This window comes from Streptomyces sp. NBC_01622 (genome assembly GCF_045209635.1).
GTDB lineage: Bacteria > Actinomycetota > Actinomycetes > Streptomycetales > Streptomycetaceae > Streptomyces.
On sequence record NZ_CP109293.1, the window covers coordinates 8,930,066 to 8,954,786 of the forward strand.

General features: G+C 69.4%; 19 protein-coding genes and 1 pseudogene. 11 read left to right on the forward strand and 9 right to left on the reverse strand.

From position 1 onward, the window contains the following. Positions 1 to 156 precede the first annotated feature (156 nt). Both mtnA and OH768_RS41420 read left to right on the forward strand, forming a co-directional pair. Positions 157 to 1,230, forward strand: coding sequence for an S-methyl-5-thioribose-1-phosphate isomerase (mtnA, locus tag OH768_RS41415; RefSeq protein ID WP_406461583.1), 1,074 nt, complete (start codon positions 157 to 159; stop codon positions 1,228 to 1,230). Between the two features lie 67 nt (positions 1,231 to 1,297). Beyond that, positions 1,298 to 1,702 (forward strand): hypothetical protein, encoded by a 405-nt coding sequence (locus OH768_RS41420; RefSeq protein ID WP_406461584.1) that lies wholly within the window; start codon positions 1,298 to 1,300, stop codon positions 1,700 to 1,702. Between the two features lie 30 nt (positions 1,703 to 1,732). On the opposite strand, the gene OH768_RS41425 is transcribed toward OH768_RS41420, so the two are convergent. Further along, a complete protein-coding gene (locus OH768_RS41425; RefSeq protein WP_406461586.1) occupies positions 1,733 to 2,719 on the reverse strand; it encodes an alpha/beta hydrolase in 987 nt (328 codons plus the stop codon). A 143-nt stretch (positions 2,720 to 2,862) separates the two neighbouring features. Between OH768_RS41425 and OH768_RS41430 the strand changes: the two genes are divergently transcribed. Continuing rightward, positions 2,863 to 3,465, forward strand: a complete 603-nt coding sequence (locus OH768_RS41430; RefSeq protein ID WP_406461587.1) for a helix-turn-helix domain-containing protein — start codon at positions 2,863 to 2,865, stop codon at positions 3,463 to 3,465. An 81-nt stretch (positions 3,466 to 3,546) separates the two neighbouring features. Here OH768_RS41430 and mtnB read toward each other — a convergent pair whose 3' ends face one another. From mtnB to OH768_RS41445, 3 genes are read right to left on the reverse strand one after another with little or no spacing between them, the layout of a single operon-like run. Further along, positions 3,547 to 4,155, reverse strand: a complete 609-nt coding sequence (gene mtnB, locus OH768_RS41435) for a methylthioribulose 1-phosphate dehydratase (protein WP_406461589.1) — start codon at positions 4,153 to 4,155, stop codon at positions 3,547 to 3,549. Further along, positions 4,152 to 4,877, reverse strand: coding sequence for an acireductone synthase (mtnC, locus tag OH768_RS41440; RefSeq protein ID WP_406461591.1), 726 nt, complete (start codon positions 4,875 to 4,877; stop codon positions 4,152 to 4,154). Before mtnC ends, mtnB begins: the two co-directional genes overlap by 4 nt. Next, the gene (locus OH768_RS41445; RefSeq protein WP_406461592.1) at positions 4,874 to 5,473 is read right to left on the reverse strand and encodes a 1,2-dihydroxy-3-keto-5-methylthiopentene dioxygenase; all 600 of its coding nucleotides are present in this window, start codon (positions 5,471 to 5,473) and stop codon (positions 4,874 to 4,876) included. The genes mtnC and OH768_RS41445 overlap by 4 nt, the downstream gene beginning before the upstream one ends. Before the next feature lie 439 nt (positions 5,474 to 5,912). Here OH768_RS41445 and OH768_RS41450 point away from each other — a divergent pair, with 439 nt between their 5' ends. The 4 genes from OH768_RS41450 to mtnK are packed head-to-tail and all read left to right on the forward strand — an operon-like array spanning position 5,913 to position 10,781. Continuing rightward, positions 5,913 to 7,010 carry a substrate-binding domain-containing protein gene (locus tag OH768_RS41450; RefSeq protein ID WP_406461594.1) on the forward strand — a complete coding sequence of 366 codons (1,098 nt, stop codon included), beginning with the start codon at positions 5,913 to 5,915 and terminating at the stop codon, positions 7,008 to 7,010. Continuing rightward, complete coding sequence (locus tag OH768_RS41455; RefSeq protein ID WP_406461596.1) at positions 6,997 to 8,526, forward strand: sugar ABC transporter ATP-binding protein; 1,530 nt, start codon at positions 6,997 to 6,999, stop codon at positions 8,524 to 8,526. The genes OH768_RS41450 and OH768_RS41455 overlap by 14 nt, the downstream gene beginning before the upstream one ends. A 25-nt stretch (positions 8,527 to 8,551) precedes the next feature. Next, the gene (locus tag OH768_RS41460; protein ID WP_406461597.1) at positions 8,552 to 9,598 is read left to right on the forward strand and encodes an ABC transporter permease; all 1,047 of its coding nucleotides are present in this window, start codon (positions 8,552 to 8,554) and stop codon (positions 9,596 to 9,598) included. Between the two features lie 22 nt (positions 9,599 to 9,620). After that, positions 9,621 to 10,781, forward strand: a complete 1,161-nt coding sequence (gene mtnK / locus OH768_RS41465) for an S-methyl-5-thioribose kinase (protein ID WP_406461598.1) — start codon at positions 9,621 to 9,623, stop codon at positions 10,779 to 10,781. On the opposite strand, the gene OH768_RS41470 is transcribed toward mtnK, so the two are convergent. The 5 genes from OH768_RS41470 to OH768_RS41490 all read right to left on the reverse strand — a co-directional run bounded on the left by OH768_RS41470 (position 10,752) and on the right by OH768_RS41490 (position 16,555). After that, the gene (locus OH768_RS41470; protein ID WP_406461600.1) at positions 10,752 to 11,282 is read right to left on the reverse strand and encodes a hypothetical protein; all 531 of its coding nucleotides are present in this window, start codon (positions 11,280 to 11,282) and stop codon (positions 10,752 to 10,754) included. The two genes, mtnK and OH768_RS41470, sit on opposite strands and share 30 nt — an antisense overlap. 103 nt (positions 11,283 to 11,385) lie before the next feature. Further along, on the reverse strand, positions 11,386 to 13,002 hold the full coding sequence (locus OH768_RS41475) for an FAD-dependent oxidoreductase (protein ID WP_406461601.1): 1,617 nt from the start codon (positions 13,000 to 13,002) through the stop codon (positions 11,386 to 11,388). A 9-nt stretch (positions 13,003 to 13,011) separates the two neighbouring features. Beyond that, positions 13,012 to 14,550, reverse strand: coding sequence for a glycerol kinase GlpK (gene glpK, locus OH768_RS41480; protein WP_406461603.1), 1,539 nt, complete (start codon positions 14,548 to 14,550; stop codon positions 13,012 to 13,014). A gap of 72 nt (positions 14,551 to 14,622) precedes the next feature. Further along, positions 14,623 to 15,402, reverse strand: a complete 780-nt coding sequence (locus OH768_RS41485; protein ID WP_406461605.1) for an MIP/aquaporin family protein — start codon at positions 15,400 to 15,402, stop codon at positions 14,623 to 14,625. A gap of 379 nt (positions 15,403 to 15,781) precedes the next feature. Further along, positions 15,782 to 16,555 (reverse strand): IclR family transcriptional regulator, encoded by a 774-nt coding sequence (locus OH768_RS41490; RefSeq protein WP_406465664.1) that lies wholly within the window; start codon positions 16,553 to 16,555, stop codon positions 15,782 to 15,784. A gap of 306 nt (positions 16,556 to 16,861) precedes the next feature. On the opposite strand from OH768_RS41490, the gene metH reads away from it, so the two are divergent. The 4 genes and pseudogenes from metH to OH768_RS41510 all read left to right on the forward strand — a co-directional run bounded on the left by metH (position 16,862) and on the right by OH768_RS41510 (position 24,717). Beyond that, positions 16,862 to 20,377 carry a methionine synthase gene (gene metH / locus OH768_RS41495; protein WP_406461607.1) on the forward strand — a complete coding sequence of 1,172 codons (3,516 nt, stop codon included), beginning with the start codon at positions 16,862 to 16,864 and terminating at the stop codon, positions 20,375 to 20,377. A gap of 98 nt (positions 20,378 to 20,475) precedes the next feature. Beyond that, positions 20,476 to 21,174 carry an HAD family hydrolase gene (locus tag OH768_RS41500; protein ID WP_406461608.1) on the forward strand — a complete coding sequence of 233 codons (699 nt, stop codon included), beginning with the start codon at positions 20,476 to 20,478 and terminating at the stop codon, positions 21,172 to 21,174. Positions 21,175 to 21,589: 415 nt separating this feature from the next. Further along, a complete protein-coding gene (locus OH768_RS41505; RefSeq protein WP_406461610.1) occupies positions 21,590 to 23,188 on the forward strand; it encodes an ABC transporter substrate-binding protein in 1,599 nt (532 codons plus the stop codon). Positions 23,189 to 23,266: 78 nt separating this feature from the next. Beyond that, positions 23,267 to 24,717, forward strand: a pseudogene (locus OH768_RS41510) (ABC transporter substrate-binding protein). Positions 24,718 to 24,721: the final 4 nt, after the last annotated feature.

Here is a 24,721-nt window from a genome sequence, read left to right on the forward strand (position 1 = left end):
GGTGAGCAGCACACGTCCTCCTTCGTCTCGGCCTTCGGGCTGCGGGTGCTGGACTTTAACATTCGTTTTGAGACACCTGCCCGACTGTCTCGAACTGTGGTTCTTCGAGGTCATGTACGGTGTCCGACACCATCGGAATAGCAGGAGTGTCCCGTTATGCCCCAGGAATTGCGCGCGGTCGACTGGACCGGCAGCGGCCTCGCGCTCATCGACCAGACCCTGCTCCCGCATCGCCACGAGACAGTGGATGTCCACGATGTGGACACGCTCGTCGATGCGATCCAGCGTCTTGTCGTGCGTGGGGCGCCCGCGATCGGGGCGGCCGGAGCGTACGGCGTCGCGCTCGCGATCATCGAGGGCGAGCGGGAGGGCTGGACCGAGGCCGAGGTGCGCGCGGCGGTCGCCCGTGTCCGCGAGGCCCGGCCCACCGCGGTCAACCTCATGGCGGGCGTGGACCGGGTCATGACGCGTTTCGTCGAGGGCCTCGACGCAGTCCTCGAAGAGGCCGCCGCCGTCCAGCGCGAGGACGTCGCCGCCAACCGCGCGATGGGCGCGTTCGGCGCGGACTGGCTGCTCGCCAGGCTGCAACAGGCCGGTGTGGAACGGCCGTTGCGCATCCTCACGCACTGCAACACGGGCGCGCTGGCGACGGCCGGCTGGGGCACGGCACTCGGCGTCATCCGCGAACTCCACGCGCGGGGACGGCTGGAGGTCGTCTACGCCGACGAGACACGCCCCCTGCTCCAGGGATCGCGTCTGACCGCCTGGGAGTTGGTCCAGGAGGGCATCCCGCACTACGTCCAGGCCGACGGCGCCGCCGCAGGAACGATTCTGCGCGGCGAGGTCGACGCGGCCATCGTCGGCGCCGACCGCATCGCGGCCAACGGCGACACCGCGAACAAGGTCGGCACGGTCGGCGTCGCCCTGGCCTGCGCGGACGCCGGCATCCCGTTCCTGGTGGCGGCCCCGACCACCACGGTCGACCTCGCCACCAGGACCGGCGACGAGATCCACATCGAACTCCGGGGCGAGGCCGAGGTGTTGGAGTGGGCGGGGGTACGGACCGCTCCGGCCGAGTCGCGCGGCCACAACCCCGCCTTCGACGTCACACCGGGCCGGCTGGTGACCGGACTGGTCACGGAGCGGGGCGTGTTGGAGGTATCGGCCGGTGAACTCCCCGGAGACCGGCTGAACGTGGGACGTTCCGTGAGTTCCCCCGAGCTCCGCTGAGCCCCTGCGCCCGCAGCCAGGAGGTTCTTCCTCGTCTCGGCCGACCGGTTCTGTCATTCTGCGTGCTGTGTCCGCACGCAATCGAAGACTGCCCAGGCACCGTGCCTGGCCACTGACCACCACCGACATCAACGAGTGTCTCGGCCCCTTCATGACCCGAGTCACGGACCTGCGGTTCCTCACCGGACAGGACAGCGGGACCATCGTTCTGGGCGCAGCGTGGATCGCTCCGATCGCCCGCAATTACGGCCGCGGCACGCACTCGGACATGGTCGGCTTCCGCATAGACGTCCACCCGGTGGATGCTGCCGAACGTGCCGCCACCCGCGCCGTTCTACGGGCGCATGCCCTCCCGCAACTGCATGAATGGATCGCGCGGGCGATCGACGCCGACGAGACCTGGCAACTGATCCCCCATCAGCACTACTGGCGGCTCACCGACGGCCACCTCACCCACCGCGACGAAGCATGAACCCGGTCCGGACGACAGGGCACCCGCCCCTCAGCCCGTGAGGGTGGTGAGCCAGTCGGTCAGCAGACGGTTGACCTCCCCGGGGCGTTCCTGCTGGATCCAGTGGCCGCAGCCGTCCAGCAGATGGGAGGCGGTCAGGCCGGGGAGGGTGGTCGGGAAGTCGGCGATCGCGTCGGACATCCAGGTGGTGGAGGCGTCCAAGGTGCCGCCGATGAACAGGGACGGCTGCTTGATCGGGGCTCCGCGGTGGGGAGCGAGGTCCTCCCAGTCGCGGTCCATGCTGCGGTAGCGGTTGAGGGCGCCGGTCAGGCCGGTGCGCTCGAACTCCCCGGCGTAGACGTCGAGTTCGTCCTCGGTCAGCCAGGCCGGGAGGATACCGGCGGGGAAACGGTCGCGCAGCAGGCCGCCGCGGGCGACGAAGTGCGGGTCGGGCTCGCCCCGGGCGGGCATGGTGTCGGCGGACAGGGCCGCGTAGAAGCCGGCGAGCCAGCCCCGGACATCAGGTTCGATCTCCGCCTCGGCGCGGCCGGGCTCCTGGAAGTAGGAGACGTAGAACTCCTGCTCGGGGCCGCCGATCCGGCCGAAGACATCGGTGGGGCGGGGCCCGCCGGGCGGTGCGTAGGGGACGCTCAGCAGACCGACCGCGCGGAAGACCCCGGGGTGGAGCAGGGCGGAGGAGGCGGCGATGCCGGAGCCCCAGTCGTGGCCGACGACCACCGCGTCCTTCTCTCCGAGGGCGCGCACGACGGCGACGTTGTCCTCCACCAGGTCGAGCATCCGGTACGCGTCGGGCGCCGCGGGCCTGGACGAGCGGCCGTAGCCGCGCACGTCGATCGCCACCGCCCGGTAGCCGGCTGTGGCGAGGGCCGGGAGCTGTCGGCGCCAGGAGTACCAGGACTCGGGGAAGCCGTGCACGAGCAGGACCAGCGGGCCGGTGCCCTGCTCGACCAGGTGCAGGCGCCCGGCCGGGCCCTCGACGGTGCGGTGGCAGAGCGCGGCGGACGGCTCGGACTGCATGGGGGCTTCTCCTCGGTTCGCTGGTGGTCGCGGGTACCCATCGATCATGCGGCGCGGCGACCGCCCGACGCGATGAGGATTGCCAATCTGGCAAACTTGCAGGACAGGGCGGTGGAGTAGCGCGTTCGGGAGGTGCAGGGGCGGTGGCAGGCGACGGCGTGGCCGAGACACTGGCGGCGATGGGCCCCCGGCTGCGGGCCGCACGCGAGCATCGCGGCGCCACGCTCACCGGCGTCAGCTGTGCGACCGGCATCTCGCCGAGCACGCTGTCGCGGATCGAGACCGGCCGGCGCAAGCCCACCCTGGAGGTGGTGCTGCAACTGGCGAAGGAGTACGGCGTCTCCCTGGACGAGCTGGCCGGCACCGCGCCCGCCCCCGCGGCCGAGCGCCGCACCTCGGTGCCGCTGAGCTTCGGCGACGACAAGGCAGTCCTCCCGCTGACCCGCTACGTCGGCGGAGTGCACGCCCACAAGCACGTCCTGCCCGCCGTCGACGAACCGCCGGCGCGCCCGCGGCAGGTCTCGCACGACGGCTACGAGTGGCTGTGCGTCCTGTACGGGCGGCTGTGGCTCGCACTCGGCGACCAGGACCTCGTCCTGACTGCCGGGGACGTGGCCGAGTTCGGCACGCGCACCCCGCACGGGGTCGCGAACGTCGGCTCCGGCGGGCCGGTCGAGTACCTGATCATGTTCGGGCCGCAGGGAGAGCGCCTGCGACTGCGCACCCCGCCCGTCCCCGGCCGTTAGGGCCATGCCGGTGTCGCAGCTCCGCGGAACCGGCAAAGGGGCCCCGAAACTCGGGGCCCCTTTCGCACGGGTCGGCGTCGGTCAGTGCTGGGTGAGCTCCAACTCCAGCAACCACTCCACCACTTCGGTGTGATGCCGGGCCTGACGCGCATCCGCACCCCACACATACAGCCCGTGCCCCGCCACGACCACCGCCGGCATCCGAGGATCCCGGGCCGCCTCCAGGCGGTCGCCCAGCACTTTCATGTCCTGGCTGTTGGCGATGACCGGCAGGGTCACCTCGACGTCGTGCGCGGGCCGGCCGACACCCTTGAGCATCTCGACGTCCTTGAAGACGATCCCGCCCGGCTCACGCCGTCCCATCGCGACGGACGCCACGGTGTGCACGTGGACCACCGCACCGGCGCCGGTCAACGCGGCGACACGGGCGTGCAGTTCGGCCTCGGCGGACGGCTTGCCGCCCTGCACGGCGGCGCCGTTCTGGTCCACCAACACCACATCCGCGGGCGTCAGATCACCCTTGTCGTGCCCGCTCGCCGTCACGGCCAGCCGCAGCGGGTCCCGGGACAGCACCACGGACAGGTTCCCGGAGGTCCCCCGCATCCAGCCGAACGAGGCGAAACGGGCGGACTCGGCGGCGAGTTGCGCCCCCGCCTCCTCAAGGTCGAGTGCGGTGGGCTCGGTGGTCACGTGGTGCTCCTTGAACTGGTGATGCCGATCTCGTCGAACGCCCCCGCCTGCGCGTGGTCGCCGACGCCCTGCTCGAAGTACGGCTCTCCCGGCCGCCGTACACCCACGGCGTGCCAGCCCGCGGCCACGGCCGCGTCCAGTTCGCCGGGCCGGTCGGAGAGGAAGAGCAGCCGGGACGGCTCGACGCCGGTCGCCGCCGCGATACGGCGGTACGACTCCGGCTCCTGCTTGGGACCGGCGTTCTCCGTGTCGTAGAGACCGGAGACAAGGGGGAGGAGGTCGCCCTCCGGGCTGGAGGTGAACCACGCGCGCTGCGCGGCCACCGAGCCGGACGAGTAGACGTACAGCCGAAGTCCCGCCGTGTGCCAGGTGCGCAGGGCAGGTACGACGTCGTCGTAGAAGTGCGAGACGAGGTCGCCGCGGGCGAAGCCCTCGGACCAGATGATGCCCTGGAGGGTCTTGAGGGGTGTGGCCTTGCGGTCCTCGTCGAGCCAGGTGCCCAGGGTCTTCTCGATCTGTACGGCGTCGGCGTCCGGGGTGCCTGTCAGCTCGCGGACCTGCGCGATCGCCCGGGACACGGCCGGGTCGTCGGCCCGCTCGGTGAGCAGGGCGGCGAAGCGCGAGCGCGAGTACGGGTACAGCACGTCGACGACGAAACCCGTGGCGCTCGTGGTGCCCTCGATGTCGAGCACCACGGCGTCCACGTCGTACCGCAAGGTCACGCGGCGGCCTTGTCCTGCTGGTAGCCCGCGTCGATCGTGTCGTAGTCGGGGAAGCGCGAGGCGATGGTCGAGCCGGTGAAGTTGCCGACCCAGCCGTCCTCCTCGTGGAAGAAGCGGATCGCGGTGAAGGCGGGCTCGGTGCCCATGTCGAACCAGTGGGTGGTGCCGCGCGGCACGCCCAGCAGGTCGCCCTTCTCGCAGTAGACGGCGTGCACTTCGCCGCCCACGTGCAGGTAGAAGATGCCGGAGCCGGAGACGAAGAAGCGGACCTCGTCATCGTCGTCGTGCGTGTGCTCCTGGAGGAACTTCGCGCGGGCGCCGGCCGCCTTCGCCGGGTACTCCGGGTCGTCGCTGGGGTGCAGACCGAGGACGTCGACGGTGGTGAAGCCCTCCTCGGCGTTCAGCTTGTCGATCTCCGGGCCGTAGGCGGCGAAGACGGTGTCGCTGTCGGCGTCGGCCGGGACGTCCTCGCGGATCGGCCACTGCTCGTAGCGCACACCGAGGGGCGCGAGCGCGGCGGCGATCTCGACGGGGTCGGCGGTGCGGCGCACGAGGTTCTCGGGACCGGACTCGGGCCAGGTGGTGAGCAGGGTCATGGGAGCAACTCCGGAAAGTGGGAGGGATGTCCGGATGCCGAGACGAACACCGGACCGGTGGAGGAGGCAAAGGGGGGACAGCGAGGCCCGTCGTCCCGGGTCGGGGCCGGTTATGCGATGGTAACCGCCGTCAGTGAACAGGCCTGATGTGACGTAGTCGTTGTCTCACCAGCTGAGAAACCGCTTCCATCCTTTTGACCAATGGCTGAAAACATTCTCATGATCTCCCTATGAAGACGCTGCTGCTCGTGCGGCGGCTGTACGTGGACTTGCTCCGGTCGACCACAGCCAGCTGTCGCTGACCACATCCGGAGCCCCGCGAGCCCTTGGTGCCGCGGTCCACCACCCGTTCCGCGGTGGCTGATTCCTTTTCCCATGCTCCGGGTCACGCACGCCCGTTCTTCACCCCTTCTGCACCACCTTGCACCTGGAGCCCCTCATGTCCCGCACCCGTGTCCCCCTCGCCGCGCTCTCGCTGGCCTCCGCCTCGGCCCTCCTCCTCGCCGGCTGCTCCCAGTCCAGCGACGCGTCGAAGAGCACCGCCGACACCGCCGCCTCGGCCTCGGCCGCCACGGGCAAGAAGCCGGCCCCCTTCGACAAGGGCACGGTCAAGGTCGCCCTCGTCCGGCAGAGCGGCGCCGGCGACTACTTCGAGCAGTGGGGCAACGGCGCCAAGGCGCAGGCCAAGGCCCTCGGCGTCGACCTGACCGTGTACGACGCCCAGGCCGACAACGCCAAGCAGGCCACCGACCTGTCCTCGGCCATCAACTCCGGCGCGCAGGCGATCATCATCGACCACGGCTTCCCGTCCACGATCCAGCCCGAGATCGACCAGGCCGTGAAGAAGGGCATCAAGGTCGTCGTCTACGACGTCGACCAGACCAACAAGTCCGTGATCAGCACCGAGCAGGACGACGCCAGCATGGCGCAGGCCGTCCTCGACGTGATGGCCAAGACGGTCGGCAAGAACGCCAAGGTCGGCTACGTCAACGTGGCCGGCTACGCGGCCCTCGACAAGCGCAACACCGTCTGGGCGAAGGAGGTCGCCGCCCAGGGCTGGAAGCAGCAGTTCAAGGTCGGCAAGGTCACCGACTCCACGGCCACCGACAACGTTCCCCTGGTCTCCGCCGCGCTCACCCAGCACTCCGACGTGGTGGGCGTCTTCGCCCCCTACGACGAGCTCGCCAAGGGCACCGTCCTCGCCGTCCAGAACAAGAAGCTCCAGAGCAAGGTGAAGGTCTTCGGCGCGGACGTCTCCAACGCCGACATCCAGAACATGACCGCCGCGAACAGCCCGTGGGTCGCCACCGCCGGCACCGACCCGTCCGCCGTCGGCGCGGCCGTCGTCCGTACGGCAGCCCTGGAGCTGGCCGGTCAGCTGGGCAAGACCTCCGTCGACTTCCCGGCCGTCGCGATCACCCAGGACTTCCTGCGCAAGAACAAGATCGAGAACATGGACCAGCTCCGCGCGGCCCTGCCCGCCCTGAACCTCTCCAAGGTGGGCACCGCCGACTGGATCCCCAATGTCGCCCACTGACACGGCCGTTGACGCCGCGGTCTCGCTCCGCGACGTCAGCATGGCCTTCGGCGGCAAGACGGTGCTCGCCTCCGTCTCGCTCGACATCGCACCGGGCAGCGTGGTCGCGCTGCTCGGCGCGAACGGCGCGGGCAAGTCCACGCTTATCAAGATCCTGTCGGGCGTGCACACGGACCACGGCGGGGAGGTACGGGTCGCAGGGGAACCCGCAGCTCTCCAATCCCCGTCCGCCGCCCGGCGGTTGGGCATCCAGACGGTCCACCAGCGGATCGGCGAGGGCATCGTGCCCGGTCTCTCCGTCGCCGAGAACCTGGTCTTCGAGGAACTGGCCCAGCGCCGCGGCAACCCGTTCCTCAACGGCCGCCGTGTCCTGGCCCGCGCCCGCGAGATCCAGGCCGCGCTGGAACTCGACTGGAGCGACGCCGTGTTGCGCCGCGACGTCACCGAACTCGGCATCTCCGACCGTCAGTTGCTCATCCTGGCCCGCGCCCTCGCCACCCGCCCCCGGCTGCTCGTTCTCGACGAACCGACCTCCGCCCTCTCCGCCGCCGAGGCGGAGCGGCTCTTCGCCCTCGTCGAGAAGATGCGCGACGACGGCATCGCGGTCCTCTACGTCTCCCACCGCCTCGGCGAGATCGACGCCCTCGCCGACCGGCTGGTCGTCCTGCGGGACGGCGGTCTCACCGACGACCAGGTCAAGCCCTTCGACTGGGACAGCGCCCTGCGCGCGATGCTCGCCCAGGCCCACGAGGTGACGACGGCCCGCCCGCAGCACTCGGGCGAGCACGGGGACGCCGTCCTCGCCCTGCACGGCGTCCACCTCTTCGAGGGACGCGCACCCCTGGACCTCGACCTCCGCGCCGGTGAAGTCACCGGTGTCGTAGGCCTGTTGGGCGCGGGCAAGACGGAACTCGCCCGCGGCCTGTTCGGCGCCGAGCCCTTCACCACCGGCACGGTGACGCTCGACGGCAAGCCCTACGCGCCCCGCCGCCCGGCCGACGCGATCCGCGCCGGCGTCCACCTCGTCCCCGAGGACCGGCACGCCGACGCGCTCGTCCCCGGCTGGTCGGTGGCGCAGAACATCTCGCTGCCGTTCCTCAGGTCCCTGTCCCGGGGCGGACTCGTGAACACGGGCAAGGAGGACGCCCTCGGCCGCGAGACCATCGACGCCCTCGGTGTCGTCGCCCGCGACGAGCACAGCACGGTGGAGGAACTCTCCGGCGGCAACCAGCAGAAGGTCGTCGTGGGCCGCTGGCTCGCGCACACCCCTCGTGTCCTCATCCTGGACGAGCCGTTCCGAGGCGTGGACATCGGCGCCCGCCGTGACATCGGCCGCCGCGCCCGCGCGCTGGCCGCCGAGGGAGCGGCCGTCCTCGTCCTCTCCGCCGACGTGGACGAGGTCCTGGAGATCGCCGACCGCGTCGTCGTCCTCGCGGCCGGCGAGGTCCACCTCGACGCCTACGGCGAAGACGCGGAACGCGACCGCGTGATCCAGACCATCTCGGCGTCCGTGTGACCCCGGCCCACTCAGGAAGTACGCCATGACCACCACCCAGAGCCCCGAGGCCGCACCGAAGGCGACGGGGGCGCCCGCCGCCTCCACCGCCGTGCTCGTGCAGAGCGCCGTCATCAAGTACGGCTTCATCTTCGTCACGGTCGCGCTCTTCCTGTACTTCGCGCTGAGCGAGGGCTCCTTCCGCGAGTCGGCGACCCTCCTCGACACCCTCCGGTACGTCTCCGTCGCCGCGATCCTCGGCCTCGGCGTCACCCTCACCATGGCAGTCGGCGGAATGGACATGTCCGTCGGCGCGGTCGCCGGGCTCGGGGTCACCGTCGCCGCGAAGACGATGGTGACGTACAACCAGGTCGGCACGGTCGCGATCCTCGCCGTGATCGCGGCGGGCGCGCTCGCCGGACTCCTGAACGCCCTGCTCATCGTCGTGATGAAGATCCCCGACATGCTGGCCACGCTCGGAACCATGTTCGTCATCCAGGGCACCAAACTCATCCTGGTCGACGGCCAGTCCATCTCCGCCGGTATGACCCAGTCCGACGGCACCACCGCCCCCGGCAAGTTCACCGCGGGCTTCCTCCGCATCGACCGCGGCACGCTCCTCGGCATCCCCATCTCGGTGGTGATCTTCGGCGCGCTGACCGTCGTCGCCTGGGTGTTCCTGGCCCGCACCCGCTGGGGCCGCGTCCTGTACGCCATCGGCGCCAACCCGGAGGCCTCCCGCCTGGCGGGCATCCGCGTCGGCGCGTACCGGGCCCTCGCCTACGTTCTCTCCGGCGTCCTCGCCTCCATCGGCGGCCTGATCCTGGCGTCCCGCATCGGCCAGGGAGACGTGAGCGCCGGTACGTCACAGCTGTTGGAGGCGGTCGCCGTCGCCCTGGTCGGCACCTCGGTCCTCGGCCGTGGCCGCCCGAACGTCTGGGGCACGGCGTTGGGAGCCGTCCTCATCGGCATCATCACCACCGGTCTGACGATCAAGGGCCTGCCCTACTACACCCAGGACGTCGTCGAGGGCGCGGTCCTCATCCTCGCCCTGGTCTTCAGCTTCACCCTGTCCAAGCGCCGCACCGCATAAGGAAGTTCGAGGAGTTCGTACGATGGGCTACCGCATCCTGGAGACCGACGACATCCCGGCGTACCTGCACGAGCGCGGCCACTGGGCGGACGTGAGCGACATCCACGTCCGCGAGGTGTCGGACGGCAACATGAACCGGGTGTTCCTCGCCTCGAACGCCGACGGCAGCCACAGTCTCGCCGTCAAGCAGGCGCTGCCCTGGGTGCGGGTCGCGGGCCCCTCCTGGCCGATGAGCCCCGAGCGCGCCGACGCCGAGGCAAGGGCATACGAGCAGGTGGCGCGCGTGGCCCCCGACAAGATCCCGGCGATCCACGGCTACGACGCCGACAACTACGCCCTCGTCATGGAGGACATGTCCGACCTGGAGGTCCTGCGCACGGTCCTCAACGAGGGCGCGTCGTACGGCCCGGACACCTCGGCGCGGATCGGCGAGTTCGTCGCCCAACTCGCCTTCGCGACCAGCGACTTCGGTATGGAGTCCGCCGACCGCAAGGCGCTGATCGCGGCCTCGGTGAGCCCAGAACTGTGCAAGATCACGGAAGACGTGGTGCTCTCCGAGCCGTACATCGAGCACGAACACAACCACTGGCTCCCGGAGTTGACGGACCTGGCCGCCGACTTCCGTGCCGACGCCCGTCTGCGCACGGAGGTCGCGGACCTCCGGTACACGTTCATGACCAGCGCGCAGGCACTGCTCCACGGCGACCTGCACACCGGCAGCGTCATGGTCGGCGAGCGTGAAGGCGCCCCGGTGGTACGGGTCTTCGACCCCGAGTTCTCCTTCGTGGGCCCGATCGGCTACGACCTCGGGCTGTACTGGGCCAACGTGCTGGTGTCGGAGGAACGGGCGCGTGCGCTGGGCACGTTGTCCGACCACGGCGACCAGCTCCGGCTGTCCTGGGCGGCGTTCGCGGCCGAGTTCCGGCGCCTGTGGCCGACCCGGGTCGACGCCTTCTTCGACGACGCCTACCTCGACCGCTTCCTCTCCCGTGTCTGGACCGACTCGGTCGGCTACGCCGGCACGGAGATCGTCCGCCGCATCATCGGCTTCGCCCACCTGACCGACCTGACGACGTTGCCGGATCCGGTGCCGGCGTCCCGGCGGGCGTTGCTGCTGGGGCGCGAACTGATCGTGCGGCGGGCCGAGTTGACGTCACCGGATCACATCAGGGCGCTTGTCTGATGGCGGGCGTACGACGATCGTGCTGACGGTGCCGTTGCCCCACAGGGTGGTGTTCATCATCATGTGGCCGTCGAGCGCCATCACCGTGAATTCCGGCGCGAAGCGGTCGCCCATGTAGAACCGCATCCACATCGGCAAGGGCCCGTCGTCCCCGCCGCCCAGGTCCCACCCGTCGAGGAGCTGGACGCGGGCCCAGGCCCACTCGCTGCCGACGGCCTCGGGATCGGAATACTCGACGCTGAGCAGGAACTCCCGGTTCTCGTCGAACAGCCCGTACTCGGTCGCCATCCGGAACCAGCCCTCCCCGACCTTGGCGGGGAGGGCCGGGTCGTGGATGTCGACGGCCGGCGAGTCGATGCGCCCGTGCTCGGGCAGACAGCTCGCAGGACCGCGGTCGCGCGGCAGCGGGTACGGCGGGACCTCGGCCTCGTCGAGGCGCCGGAGGAACAGGAAGCCGCCAGGCGCCAGTTGGGCGGCGATCTCGGCGTCGGTAATCAGCACAGCCTCACGATAGGCACCGTCCCCAACTGGACGCCGCTGGGTTTCCTGGCACGCCAAAGGGGCGGCTCCCAACCGAAGAGCCGCCCCTTTCATGCCGTACCGCCTACTTCTTGTCGAGCAGGTCCTGGACCTTCGCGCGGACCTCGTCCGTGGCCAGGCCGCGGATCGTCAGGGTGGTGCGGCGGCGCAGGACGTCGTCCTGGGTCTCCGCCCACTCGTGGTCGCGGGCGTAGACGACCTGCGCCCAGATCTCGGGGGCGTCGGGGTGGACGCGCCGGCCCAACTCCGGGTTCTCGTTGGCGAGTCGGGCGATGTCGAAGGCCAGCGAGCCGTAGTGCGTGGCCAGGTGCTTCGCCGTGTCGGCCGCCATGCGCGGGCCCGGCGCCGGGTTGTCGACCAGGAGACGGTGGGCGACCGCGCGCGGGTTGGCGACGCCCGGCAGCGGGAGCTTCTTCGGGAGGGAGGAGATCGGCTCGAAGTCCTCGCCGAGCGGGCGGCCGGGGAGGGCCTCCAGCTTCTGCATGACCGTACGGCCGATGTGCCGGAAGGTGGTCCACTTGCCGCCCGCGACGGACAGCATGCCGCCCTTGCCCTCGGTCACCACCGTCTCGCGCTTGGCCTTCGCGGTGCTGCCGGGGCCGCCGGGCAGCACGCGCAGACCGGCGAAGGAGTACGTGATCAGGTCACGGGAGAGCTGCTGGTCGCGGACCGAGAACGCGGCCTCGTTCAGGATCTGGGATATGTCCTTCTCGGTGACCGAGACGTCCGCCGGGTCGCCCTCGTACTCCTCGTCGGTCGTGCCGAGCAGCAGCATGTCCTCCCAGGGGAGGGCGAAGGTGATGCGGTACTTGTCGATGGGGGTCGCGAGCGCGGCCTTCCACGGAGCCGTGCGCTTCAGGACCAGGTGCGCGCCCTTGGAGAGGCGGATCGAGGGAGCCGAGTCCGGGTCCTCCATCTTGCGCAGGTGGTCCACCCACGGGCCGGTCGCGTTGAGCACCAGGCGGGCGCTCACGCCGAACTCGTCGCCGGAGGTGGTGTCGCGCAGCTCCGCGCCGGTCACCCGGCCCTGGGTGAAGCGCAGGCCGGTGACCTCGGCGTGGTTGAGGACGACCGCGCCCGCCTCGACGGCCGCGCGGACCGTCATCAGCGCCATGCGGGCGTCGTTCATCTGGTCGTCGCCGTACACGGCGACGGCCTTGAGGTTCTGGGTGCGCAGCTCGGGCACGTCCTGCGCCGCCTTGGCGGGGGACAGGAGGTGGCCGACGCCGTCACCGAACGCGGAGAGCGCGGAGTAGGCGAAGACGCCCGCCCCGAGCTTCGCCGCACCGTGCGGACCGCCCTTGTACACGGGGAGGTAGAACGTGAGCGGGTTCGCCAGGTGGGGGGCCACCTGGCGGGAGACCGCACGGCGTTCGAAGTGGTTCTCCGCCACCAGCTTCACCGCGCCGGTCTGCAGATAGCGCAGACCGCCGTGGAGCAGCTTGGAGGAGGCGGAAGAGGTGGCACCGGCGAAGTCGCCGGCGTCGACCAGGGCCACCCGCAGCCCGGACTGCGCGGCGTGCCAGGCGGTGGAGATGCCCAGGATGCCGCCGCCGATGACGAGGAGGTCGTACGTCGCCTTGGAGAGTTGCTCCCGGGTCTCGGCCCGGCTCGGGTTCGAGCCGGAGGCCGGGTGCGTACCGAGGGCAGGCACGGACTGCAGGGTGGACTGACTGGTCATGTGGGGTTCTTACTCCTCGTCCTCGAGCCAGCCCATGGTCCGCTCGACGGCCTTGAGCCAGCTCTTGTACTCACGGTCGCGCTTCTCCGCGTCCATGTTGGGGGTCCACTCGGCGGCCCGGCGCCAGTTGGCACGCAGGTCGTCGGTGCTGGTCCAGAAGCCGACGGCCAGACCGGCGGCGTAGGCGGCGCCGAGGCAGGTGGTCTCGGCGACCATCGGGCGCACCACGGGGGCGTCCACGAAGTCCGAGAGCGTCTGCATCAGCAGGTTGTTGGAGGTCATGCCGCCGTCGACCTTGAGAGCGGCCAGCTCGACGCCGGAGTCCTTCGTCATGGCGTCCGTGATCTCCCGGGTCTGCCAGGCGGTGGCCTCCAGGACGGCACGCGCGAGGTGCGCCTTGGTGACGTACCGGGTCAGACCGGCGATCACACCGCGGGCGTCGGAGCGCCAGTACGGGGCGAACAGACCGGAGAAGGCCGGCACGAAGTAGGCGCCGCCGTTGTCCTCGACCGAGAGCGCGAGGGTCTCGATCTCGGCGGCGGTGGAGATGAGGCCCATCTGGTCGCGCATCCACTGCACCAGCGAACCGGTGACGGCGATCGAGCCCTCCAGGGCGTAGACCGGCGCGTCGTCGCCGATCCGGTAGCCGACCGTGGTCAGCAGGCCCGAGTAGGAATTGATGATCTTCTCGCCGGTGTTCATCAGCATGAAGGTGCCGGTGCCGTACGTGGACTTGGCCTCGCCCTCGGCGAAACAGGTCTGGCCGAACAGGGCCGCCTGCTGGTCGCCGAGCGCGGAGGCGACCGGGATGCCGCCGAGCAGCTCGCCGAGGCGCCCGCCGGTGACCTCGCCGTAGACCTCGGAGGAGGAACGGATCTCCGGGAGCATGTTCAGCGGGACGCCGATGGACTCGGCGATCTTCTCGTCCCACGCCAGGGTGTGCAGGTTCATCAGCATGGTGCGGGAGGCGTTGGTGACGTCGGTGTAGTGCTTGCCGCCGTTCACACCGCCCGTCAGGTTCCAGATGACCCAGCTGTCCATGGTGCCGAAGAGGATGTCGCCGGCCTCGGCGCGCTCCCGCAGGCCCTCGACGTTGTCGAGCAGCCAACGGGCCTTCGGACCGGCGAAGTACGAGGCGAGGGGAAGGCCCGTCTCGCGGCGGAAGCGGTCCTGGCCCACGTTGCGGCCGAGCTCACGGCAGAGCGCGTCGGTGCGGGTGTCCTGCCAGACGATGGCGTTGTGGACGGGCTCGCCGGTGTTCTTGTCCCAGAGGAGGGTGGTCTCGCGCTGATTGGTGATGCCGATGGCCTTGATGTCGTCGCGGGTGATGCCGGCCTTCTCGATGGCGGAGGCGACGACCTCCTGGACGTTGGTCCAGATCTCGGTGGCGTTGTGCTCGACCCAGCCCGGCTTCGGGAAGATCTGCTCGTGCTCCTTCTGGTCGACGGAGACGATACGGCCGTCCCGGTCGAAGACGATGCAGCGGCTGGAGGTCGTGCCCTGGTCGATGGCCGCGATGAACGGTCCGGCGGTGTGGGCGTCGGTCACTGTGTGCTCCTGAGGGGTTCCGTGGTCATGAGGACTGGTTCTACTGCTGCTTCAGTGCTCGGAATTCTGCTTCTAAGCAAAAGCGACGTTGTAGAGGCCTGCAGCGACGGCGCCGCCGATCAGCGGACCGACCACCGGGATCCAGGCGTAGCTCCAGTCGGAACCGCCCTTGTTGGGCAGGGGCAGGAGCGCGTGCACGATGCGCGGGCCCAGGTCACGGGTCGGGTTGATGGCGTAGCCGGTCGGGCCGCCGAGCGACAGACCGATGGAGACGACCACGAACGCGGTGATCAGGGCGCCCAGGGTGCCGAGGCCGTTGCCCTTGTCGTTCAGACCCTGCGTCAGGATGGCGAGGATCAGGACGACGGTGCCGATGATCTCCGTGGCGAGGTTCTGCACCACGTTCCGGACCTCAGGACCGGTGGAGAAGATGCCCAGGACCGGGCCCGCGCCCTTCTCCGTGGCCTCGACGGCCTTGGCCGCCGGCTCGCCGACGATCTCCTTGTCGGTCAGGTGCGCCTGGAACTGGCCGTAGTAGGCCACCCAGACGAGCGTCGCGCCGATCATGGCGCCGAGCAGCTGCCCGGCCCAGTAGATCGGGACGTTGTCCCAGCCACCGTCCTTGATCGCGAGTGCGAGCGTCACGGCCGGGTTGAGGTGGGCACCGGAGAGCGGTGCCGAGATGTATACGGCCGTCATGACGGCGAAACCCCACCCGAAGGCGATGGCGAGCCAGCCGGCGTTACGGGCCTTGGAGGCCTTCAGCGTGACGGCGGCGCAGACGCCACCGCCCAGCAGGATGAGTACGGCGGTACCTATGGTCTCGCCGATGAAGATGTCGGAGCTGGACACCCGCGACTCCTTTGTCCTTCGTCCAGGGAAGCCGAACCCCGGGTCCCGCCGGGGGTTCGTGCGCCCTCGGGGGTGAGAGCGATGCCGGCCTTTGGCGTTGCCACACTCTAGCGCGTATTGCCGGTAGGTGTTCGACAATGCCGACCGATGGACGGGAGTCTTGCTCCGGGGTTACAGGCGCGTCAAGAGTGCTGTTATCGAAAACACGATCGTTATTGATTGGCGTGAGCTATCGGTCTCGTGGTCGATGCGCACGGCAGTCAGCTGGGCACCGTGTGTGGTGATTTGACGTTTTGGCCGACTTTGCCATCCAGGGTACGACTAATACCGGAATGTCCCCATAACGTTCCGGTGAGCTCTCGCTGTGAATCCGCTGAGGTCAGAACCGCCCGGCGCCCAGGTCCCGCGACACCGCGCGGGCGCAGTCCCGTACCGCGGCGATCAGCTCGGGCCGCAGCGCGCCGTCCTCGTCGGGCCGGCACAGCCGCTCCACGGCGCCCGTGATGCCCACCGCGCCGACCGGCATGCGCCGCCGGTCGTGGATGGGCGCGGCGATGGACGCGACGCCCTCCCAGGTCTCCTCGACGTCGGCCGCGTACCCACGCGCGCGCGTGACGTCCAGGACGTGCTCGAAGTCGGCGAGCTCGGACACCGTGCGCTCGGTGAAGGGCTTGCGGTCGGCCTCCAGGACCTCGCTGTGCGCGACCGGGTCGTAGGCCGACAACACCTTGCCCAGAGCCGTGGAGTGCAGCGGCTGCATGGCCCCGATCTCCAGGACCTGCCGGCTGTCGTCGGGCCGGAAGACGTGGTGCACGATCAGGACGCCCTGCTGGTGCAGGACGCCCAGGTGCACGCTCTCGCCGCTGGAGCGGGCCAGGTCGTCCGTCCACACCAGGGCGCGCGCCCGCAGTTCGTGCACGTCGAGATAGGTGGTGCCCAGCCGCAGCAGTTCCGCGCCCAGCTGATAGCGCCCGGAGGCTTCGTCCTGCTCGACGAAGCCCTCTTGCTGGAGGGTGCGCAGGATGCCGTGGGCGGTGCCCTTGGCCAGACCGAGCGACGAGGCGATGTCCGAGAGGCCGAGCCGTCGCTCGCCGCCCGCGAGCAGGCGCAGCATCGCGGCCGCCCGTTCGAGCGACTGGATGTTCCGTGCCATCGCCGTACTGCCTCCGTCCCGTTCGACCGCCGACGCGCGACGCAGCCGCCGCCGTTCGGCAATGTCGAACACTACCGGTCCATGCCGACCTCCCGCCAATGGTCGGTCGACACCTGTTACGACACTCGTCGGGAGAACCTAGACGGGGTTGATCCGCCCGTCACCCGGTCCGCCCCATGGACGTGCCGAGCATTCTCCCGCCCGACCCCGTTACCCTTGCCGCGTGCAAGCTCCCCGGGGAGTTCCGTGAGAGGTTCCAGGGGAAGCCGCAAAGCCGACAGCCGTCGCACTCCAGGGAGCCCCTTCATGGCCTCGTCGCCACTGACCCCTTCTGCCGACAGCCGGACCCGTGTGTCCGAGCTCCGAGAGGCACTCGCCACCCGTGTGGTGGTAGCCGACGGAGCCATGGGCACCATGCTCCAGGCGCAGGACCCCACTCTCGACGACTTCGAGAACCTCGAAGGCTGCAACGAGATCCTGAACATCACCCGCCCGGACATCGTCCGCTCGGTCCACGAGGCGTACTTCGGCGCGGGCGTCGACTGCGTCGAGACGAACACCTTCGGCGCCAACCACTCCGCGATGGCCGAGTACGACATCGCCGACCGCGTCCACGAACTCTCCGAGTCCGGTGCCCGCATCGCCCGCGAGACCGCCGACGACTTCGCCGCCCGCGACGGCCGCCGCCGCTGGGTCCTCGGCTCCATCGGCCCCGGCACCAAGCTGCCCACCCTCGGCCACATCGGCTACGCCACCCTCCGCGACGGCTTCCAGGCGAACGCCGAGGGCCTCCTCGCCGGTGGCGCCGACGCCCTGATCGTGGAGACCACCCAGGACCTCCTCCAGACCAAGTCGTCGATCCTGGGCGCCCGCCGCGCCATGGAGGCGACCGGCGTCGACGTACCCCTGCTGGTCTCGATGGCCTTCGAGACCACCGGCACCATGCTCCTTGGCTCCGAGATCGGCGCCGCGCTCACCGCGCTGGAGCCCCTCGGCATCGACATGATCGGCCTGAACTGCTCGACGGGCCCGGCCGAGATGAGCGAGCACCTGCGCTATCTGGCCCGCCACTCCCGCACCCCGCTGCTGTGCATGCCGAACGCGGGTCTGCCCATCCTCACCAAGGACGGCGCCCACTTCCCGCTCGACCCCGAGGGCCTGGCGGACGCGCAGGAGCACTTCGTCCGCGACTACGGCCTGAACCTGGTCGGCGGCTGCTGCGGCACCACCCCCGAGCACCTGCGCCAGCTCGTCGAGCGGGTCCGCGAGGCCACCCCCACCGAGCGCCACCCCCAGCCCGAGCCCGGCGCCGCCTCCCTCTACCAGACGGTCCCGTTCCGCCAGGACACCGCCTACATGGCGATCGGCGAGCGCACCAACGCCAACGGCTCGAAGAAGTTCCGCGAGGCCATGCTGGAGGCCCGCTGGGACGACTGTGTGGAGATGGCCCGCGACCAGATTCGCGAGGGCGCCCACATGCTGGATCTCTGCGTGGACTACGTGGGCCGCGACGGAGTCGCCGACATGGAGGAGCTGGCCGGCCGCTTCGCCACCGCCTCCACCCTGCCGATCGTCCTCGACTCCACCGAAGTCGCCGTCATCCGGGCCGGGTTGGAGAAGCTCGGCGGCCGCGCGGTCATCAACTCCGTCAACTACGAGGACGGCGACGGCCCCGAGTCCCGCTTCGCGAAGGTCACCAAGCTGGCCCAGGAACACGGCGCCGCGCTCATCGCGCTGACCATCGACGAGGAGGGCCAGGCCCGCACCCCGGAGCACAAGGTCGCCATCGCCGAGCGGCTGATCGAGGACCTCACGACGAACTGGGGCATCCACGAGTCGGACATCCTCATCGACACCCTGACCTTCACCATCTGCACCGGCCAGGAGGAGTCCCGCGGCGACGGCATCGCCACCATCGAGGCCATCCGCCAACTCAAGAGCCGCCACCCGGACGTCCAGACCACCCTGGGCCTGTCCAACATCTCCTTCGGCCTCAACCCGGCCGCGCGCGTCCTGCTCAACTCCGTCTTCCTCGACGAGTGCGTCAAGGCCGGCCTCGACTCGGCGATCGTCCACGCCTCGAAGATCCTCCCGATCGCCCGCTTCACCGAGGAGGAGGTGCAGACCGCCCTCGACCTCATCCACGACCGCCGCGCCGAGGGCTACGACCCCCTCCAGAAGCTGATGGCCCTCTTCGAGGGCGCCACCACCAAGTCCCGGACGGCGGGCCGCGCAGAGGAACTGGCCGCCCTCCCGCTGGACGAGCGGCTCAAGCGCCGGATCATCGACGGCGAGAAGAACGGCCTGGAGACCGACCTCGCCGAGGCCCTGGAGACCCGCCCCGCCCTCGACATCGTCAACGAGACACTCCTGGACGGCATGAAGGTCGTCGGCGAGCTGTTCGGCTCCGGCCAGATGCAGCTGCCGTTCGTGCTCCAGTCCGCCGAGGTCATGAAGACAGCGGTCGCCTATCTCGAACCGCACATGGAGAAGTCGGACGCCGAGGGCAAGGGCACCATCGTGCTCGCCACCGTGCGCGGCGACGTCCACGACATCGGCAAGAACCTCGTCGACATCATCCTGTCCAACAACGGCTACAACGTCGTCAACCTCGGCATCAAGCAGCCGGTCTCCGCGATCCTGGAAGCCGCCGAGGAGCACCGCGCCGACGTCATCGGCATGTCGGGCCTCCTGGTCAAGTCCACGGTGATCATGAAGGAGAACCTCCAGGAGCTCAACCAGCGCAAGATGGCCGCCGACTACCCGGTCATCCTGGGCGGCGCCGCGCTGACCCGTGCCTACGTCGAGCAGGACCTGCACGAGATCTACGAGGGCGAAGTCCGCTACGCCCGCGACGCGTTCGAGGGCCTGCGCCTCATGGACGCCCTCATCGGCGTCAAGCGGGGCGTGCCCGGCGCGAAGCTTCCCGAGCTCAAGCAGCGCAGGGTGCGGGCGAGCGCCCCCGTCGAGGTCGAGGAGCGCCCCGAGGAGGGCCACGTCCGCTCCGACGTCGCCGTCGACAACCCGATCCCCACCCCGCCGTTCCGCGGCACCCGGGTCATCAAGGGCATCCAGCTCAAGGAGTACGCCTCCTGGCTGGACGAGGGCGCCCTCTTCAAGGGCCAGTGGGGCCTCAAGCAGGCCCGTACGGGCGAGGGACCGTCGTACGAGGAACTGGTGGAGACAGAGGGCCGCCCCCGGCTGCGCGGCCTCCTGGACCGGCTCCAGACCGACAACCTCCTCGAAGCGGCCGTCGTCTACGGCTACTTCCCCTGCGTGTCCAAGGACGACGACCTGATCATCCTGGACGACGAGGGCAACGAGCGGACCCGCTTCACCTTCCCGCGCCAGCGCCGTGGCCGCCGGCTCTGCCTGGCCGACTTCTTCCGGCCCGAGGAGTCCGGCGAGAAGGACGTCGTCGGCTTCCAGATCGTCACCGTCGGCAACCGCATCGGCGAGGAGACCGCCAAGCTCTTCGAGTCCAACTCCTACCGCGACTACCTCGAACTGCACGGCCTGTCCGTCCAGTTGGCCGAGGCGCTCGCCGAGTACTGGCACGCGCGCGTGCGTTCCGAGCTGGGCTTCGCCGGCGAGGACCCCACGGACGTCGAGGACATGTTCGCCCTCAAGTACCGGGGCGCCCGCTTCTCCCTCGGCTACGGCGCCTGCCCCGACCTGGAGGACCGCGCGAAGATCGCCGACCTGCTGGAGCCCGAGCGCATCGGCGTCCACCTGTCGGAGGAGTTCCAGCTGCACCCGGAGCAGTCCACGGACGCGATCGTCATCCACCACCCCGAGGCGAAGTACTTCAACGCACGTTGATCGGATAAGTCGTACACTGGTCGGTCCACCGCAGGCCGGTTGCCTCTCTGTGAAAAAGAGGCGACCGGCCTGATCGTCCCTCAAGGAGGTGCGCCAGGATGACCAGCACGGTCCCCGCGCTCGGAACCCGTACGGCCGAAGGCTCGGCGCTTCAGGCCGTACTCCTCGACATGGACGGCACCCTGGTGGACACCGAGGGGTTCTGGTGGGACGTCGAGGTCGATGTCTTCGCCGCCCTCGGACACACCCTCGACGACTCCTGGCGCCATGTCGTGGTCGGCGGCCCCATGACCCGCAGCGCCGGTTTCCTGATCGAGGCCACCGGCGCCGACATCACCCTGGCCGAGCTGTCCGTCCTGCTCAACGCGGGCTTCGAGGACCGCATCGGGCGGGCCCTGCCGCTGATGCCGGGCGCCGCCAGACTCCTGGCCGAGCTCTCCGAGTACGAGATCCCCACCGCCCTGGTCTCCGCCTCGCACCGGCGCATCATCGACCGCGTCCTGACCGCGCTCGGCCCCCAGCACTTCGCGCTGACGGTCGCAGGCGACGAGGTGGCGCGCACCAAGCCGTACCCCGACCCGTATCTGTTCGCCGCCGCCCGCCTCGGCGTCGACCCGGCCCGCTGCGCGGTCGTGGAGGACACCGCGACCGGTGTCGCGGCGGCGGAGGCGGCGGGCTGTCTGGTGGTGGCCGTACCGTCCGTGCAGCCCATCGCCCCGGCCGCCCGGCGCACCGTCGTGACCTCGCTGGAAGTCGTCGACCTGGCATTTCTGCGGGGACTGATGACCGACCGATGACGGAAATGCGTCAGTCGTTCACCGAGCGTGCAAAGTCCAATGGGAAAGGAATTCGCACTCGGTCGACCGGTCGAATTCGGGTGCTCCCCAACCGAGTTGACGGTGTGAGGTTCCCCACGTGTACGGGAGTCGACATCGCCGCCGTCCTGTGCTGTTCACCCCATTTCTGAGGCCGATCACGCACCGTTGTGTCCCGATTGGTGAAACGCTGCACTAATCCTTCCGCCGACGGGTTTTCGGTCTGTCCACAGCCGGTTCCGCAGCGTGATGGGAACTCAACTACGGTGGCCGCGAGCCCCTGTGCGGGGCCGGACTAATCTCAACGCGAGAACATCGCCCTTACCCCCGTGATTCGGCGTCACCACCCCATGCATGCCGGGTACACGGACTCGAACAGCTCTGGAGAACTTCGAGCATGAACCGCAAGACTTTGGTGCTGCCGGCCGTCGTCGGCCTGCTCGCGCCGGTGCTCGCCGCCTGTGGCGGTTCCGGCAGCGGGAGTTCCGGCGACGGAGCGATAGTCGTCGGCACCACGGACCGGTTCGAGGCGACCAAGGACGCTCCGGCGCCGCTCGACCCCGCCTACGCCTACGACGTCGGCACCTGGAACATCCTGCGCCAGACCGTGCAGACCCTGATGATCCAGCCCAAGGGCGAGGGCGACCCGGTCCCCGAGGCCGCCGAGAAGTGCGGCTTCACCGACACCGGCAGCGAGCGCTACGCCTGCACCCTGCGCGAGGGTCTGAAGTTCGCCAACGGCAACAAGATCACCGCGGCCGATGTGAAGTACTCCATCGACCGCGCGATGCGTATCAAGGCCGACAGTGGTGTGTTCGCCCTGCTGTCGACCGTCGACACCGTCGAGACCCAGGGCGACCGCGAGGTCATCTTCCACCTGAAGACGGCCGACGCCACCTTCCCGTACAAGCTGTCCACCCCGGTCGCGGGCATCGTGAACCCCGACGACTACCAGAAGGACAAGCTGCGCGACGGCTTCGGCGTGGACGGCTCCGGCCCGTACACGCTCTCGGTCGCCCAGAAGGACGACGCGATCACCACGGCCACGTTCACCAAGAACCCCAACTACAAGGGGACTCTGCAGGTGAACAACAGCAAGGTCGAGATGCGCTCCTTCGCGGACGCCACCTCCATGGGCACCGCGCTGAGCAAGGGCGACATCGACGTGATGACGCGCACCATGTCGCCGGAGCAGATCCAGAAGCTCGGCGACAACTCGAACGGCAACATCGACCTCGTCGAGATGCCCGGTCTCGAAATCCGCTACCTGGCCTTCAACACCGACGCCGCGACCGTCAAGACGAAGGCCGTGCGCGAGGCGATGGCCCAGCTCATCGACCGCGGCGAGCTCGTCTCCAAGGTCTACGGCACCGAGGCCGAGCCGCTCTACTCGATGGTCCCCGCGACCATCACCGGCCACTCGAACTCGTTCTTCAACAAGTACGGCAACCCGAGCGCCACCAAGGCCAAGTCCCTGCTGACCAAGGCCAACATCATCACCCCGGTGAAGCTCACGCTGCACTACACGACCGACCACTACGGCTCGGCCACCAAGGATGAGTTCGAGCAGCTGCGGACGCAGCTCAACAGCAGCGGCCTGTTCGACGTCACCATCAAGGGCGAGCCCTGGTCGACGTTCGTCCCGGCCGAGCGCAAGGGCTCGTACGACGTCTGGGGCATGGGCTGGTTCCCCGACTTCCCCGACGCCGACAACTACCTCGCGCCGTTCCTCGACACGGACAACTTCCTGAAGCTGCCGTACAGCAACCCCGAGATCATCAAGACCCTGATCCCGGAGTCCCGCCGCGAGGCCGACCGGCTCGCCGCCGGCAAGAGCCTCACCAGCATCCAGGACATCGTCGCCTCGGACGTCCCGCTGATCCCGCTGTGGCAGGGCAAGCAGTACGTCGCCGCCCGCGACGACATCACGGGCACCGCGTATGTGCTCAACTCCTCCTCGACCCTCCAGTTGTGGGAGCTCGGCCGCGGCGTGTGACCGCCTGACGCTCCCGAATGTGCCCGGGGCCCGGGGCGCGGCTCCGGGCTTCGGAGAAACAACGACAAGGCACACGCAGTGAACAAGCTCCACCGGTGGCCAGTCCTGCCGATCGCGGCGGGTCTGGCCACCGGCCTGTCGACGCGATGCGGCACCGCGACCGGCGGCTCCTCGGACACCGGCTCCTCGGACACCGGCTCCTCCGTGGTCATGGGAATGTCCGACGACGTCCTGGCCACCGACCCCGCCGCAGGCTACGACCCCGGCTCCTGGCTGTTGTTCAACAACGTCTTCCAGTCGCTGCTCAGCTTCCCCAAGGGCGGCACCGAACCACAGCCCGAGGCCGCCAAGGAGTGCTCCTTCACGGACACCCGGGCCCGCGTCCACCGGTGCACCCTCAAAGCCGGCCTCAAGTTCAGCAACGGCGACGCGCTCACCTCGAAGGACGTCAGGTTCTCCTTCGACCGCATGCTGAAGATCAACGACCCGGCCGGCCCCGCGATCATGTTCCCGATGCTCGACAAGGTCGAGACACCGGACGCGAAGGCGGTTGTCTTCCGGCTCAACACCTCCGACGCCACCTTCCCGAGCAAGCTCGCCTCCGGCGCCGGCTCGATCGTCGACCACACCCAGTACGCCGCCAACGGGCTCCGCGAGGACGGCCGGGCGTTCGGCTCCGGCCCGTACACACTCGACTCGTACAACGACGACGAGGCCGTCTTCTCCGTCAACGACAACTACAAGGGCACCGCCGAACTCAAGAACTCCGGCGTCACCCTCAAGTTCTTCCACGGCGACCAAGCAGCACTGAAGACGGCCCTGCTCGACAACAAGGCCGACATCGCCTACCGCGGCCTGACCGCCACCGACATCTCGGACATCGAGAACTCCGACGACAGCGACGGCGTCGAGGTCGTCGAGGGCAGCAGCGCCGAGGTCCAGCACCTGGTCTTCAACATGGACGACCCCGTAGCCGGACAACTCGGCGTCCGCAAGGCCATCGCCCACCTCCTCGACCGCGACGCCCTCATCCGGGACGTCTACAAGGACACGGCGACCACGCTCTACTCCATCGTCCCGGCAGGCATCGCCGGACACACCACGTCCTTCTTCGACACCTACGGCGCCCACCCCTCCAAGGCCGAGGCGCGGGCCGCGCTGGAGTCGGCCGGCATCACCGACAAGGTGAAACTGACCCTCTGGTCCACCCCGTCCCGCTACGGCCCCGCCACCGACCAGGAGTTGAAGGCCATCGCGGGACAGCTCAACGCCATTCGGCAAGGGCAACGTGCTGAGCAACAACTACACCAACAACACGATCACCGGCACGCTCATCCCGCGCACCGCCGCCCAGAGCGACCGCGGCGCCACGGACAACGACTATGCCAAGATCCAGGACATCGTCGCCGACCAACTGCCCGTCCTCCCGGTCTGGCAGGCCAAGCAGTACGCGGTCACCCGCGACAACGTCTACGGCCTCGAGTACTGCCTCGACGGTGTTCCGCTTCTGGGAACTCAGCAAGAGCTGAACCC

Coding starts and splice junctions, on each gene's coding strand:
- mtnA (WP_406461583.1), top strand. CDS start 157: ATGCCCCAGGAATTGCGCGCGGTCGACTGGACCGGCAGCGGCCTCGCG.
- OH768_RS41425 (WP_406461586.1), bottom strand. CDS start 2,719: ATGCAGTCCGAGCCGTCCGCCGCGCTCTGCCACCGCACCGTCGAGGGC.
- OH768_RS41445 (WP_406461592.1), bottom strand. CDS start 5,473: ATGACCCTGCTCACCACCTGGCCCGAGTCCGGTCCCGAGAACCTCGTG.
- OH768_RS41450 (WP_406461594.1), top strand. CDS start 5,913: ATGTCCCGCACCCGTGTCCCCCTCGCCGCGCTCTCGCTGGCCTCCGCC.
- OH768_RS41455 (WP_406461596.1), top strand. CDS start 6,997: ATGTCGCCCACTGACACGGCCGTTGACGCCGCGGTCTCGCTCCGCGAC.
- OH768_RS41460 (WP_406461597.1), top strand. CDS start 8,552: ATGACCACCACCCAGAGCCCCGAGGCCGCACCGAAGGCGACGGGGGCG.
- mtnK (WP_406461598.1), top strand. CDS start 9,621: ATGGGCTACCGCATCCTGGAGACCGACGACATCCCGGCGTACCTGCAC.
- OH768_RS41475 (WP_406461601.1), bottom strand. CDS start 13,002: ATGACCAGTCAGTCCACCCTGCAGTCCGTGCCTGCCCTCGGTACGCAC.
- OH768_RS41490 (WP_406465664.1), bottom strand. CDS start 16,555: ATGGCACGGAACATCCAGTCGCTCGAACGGGCGGCCGCGATGCTGCGC.
- metH (WP_406461607.1), top strand. CDS start 16,862: ATGGCCTCGTCGCCACTGACCCCTTCTGCCGACAGCCGGACCCGTGTG.
- OH768_RS41500 (WP_406461608.1), top strand. CDS start 20,476: ATGACCAGCACGGTCCCCGCGCTCGGAACCCGTACGGCCGAAGGCTCG.
- OH768_RS41505 (WP_406461610.1), top strand. CDS start 21,590: ATGAACCGCAAGACTTTGGTGCTGCCGGCCGTCGTCGGCCTGCTCGCG.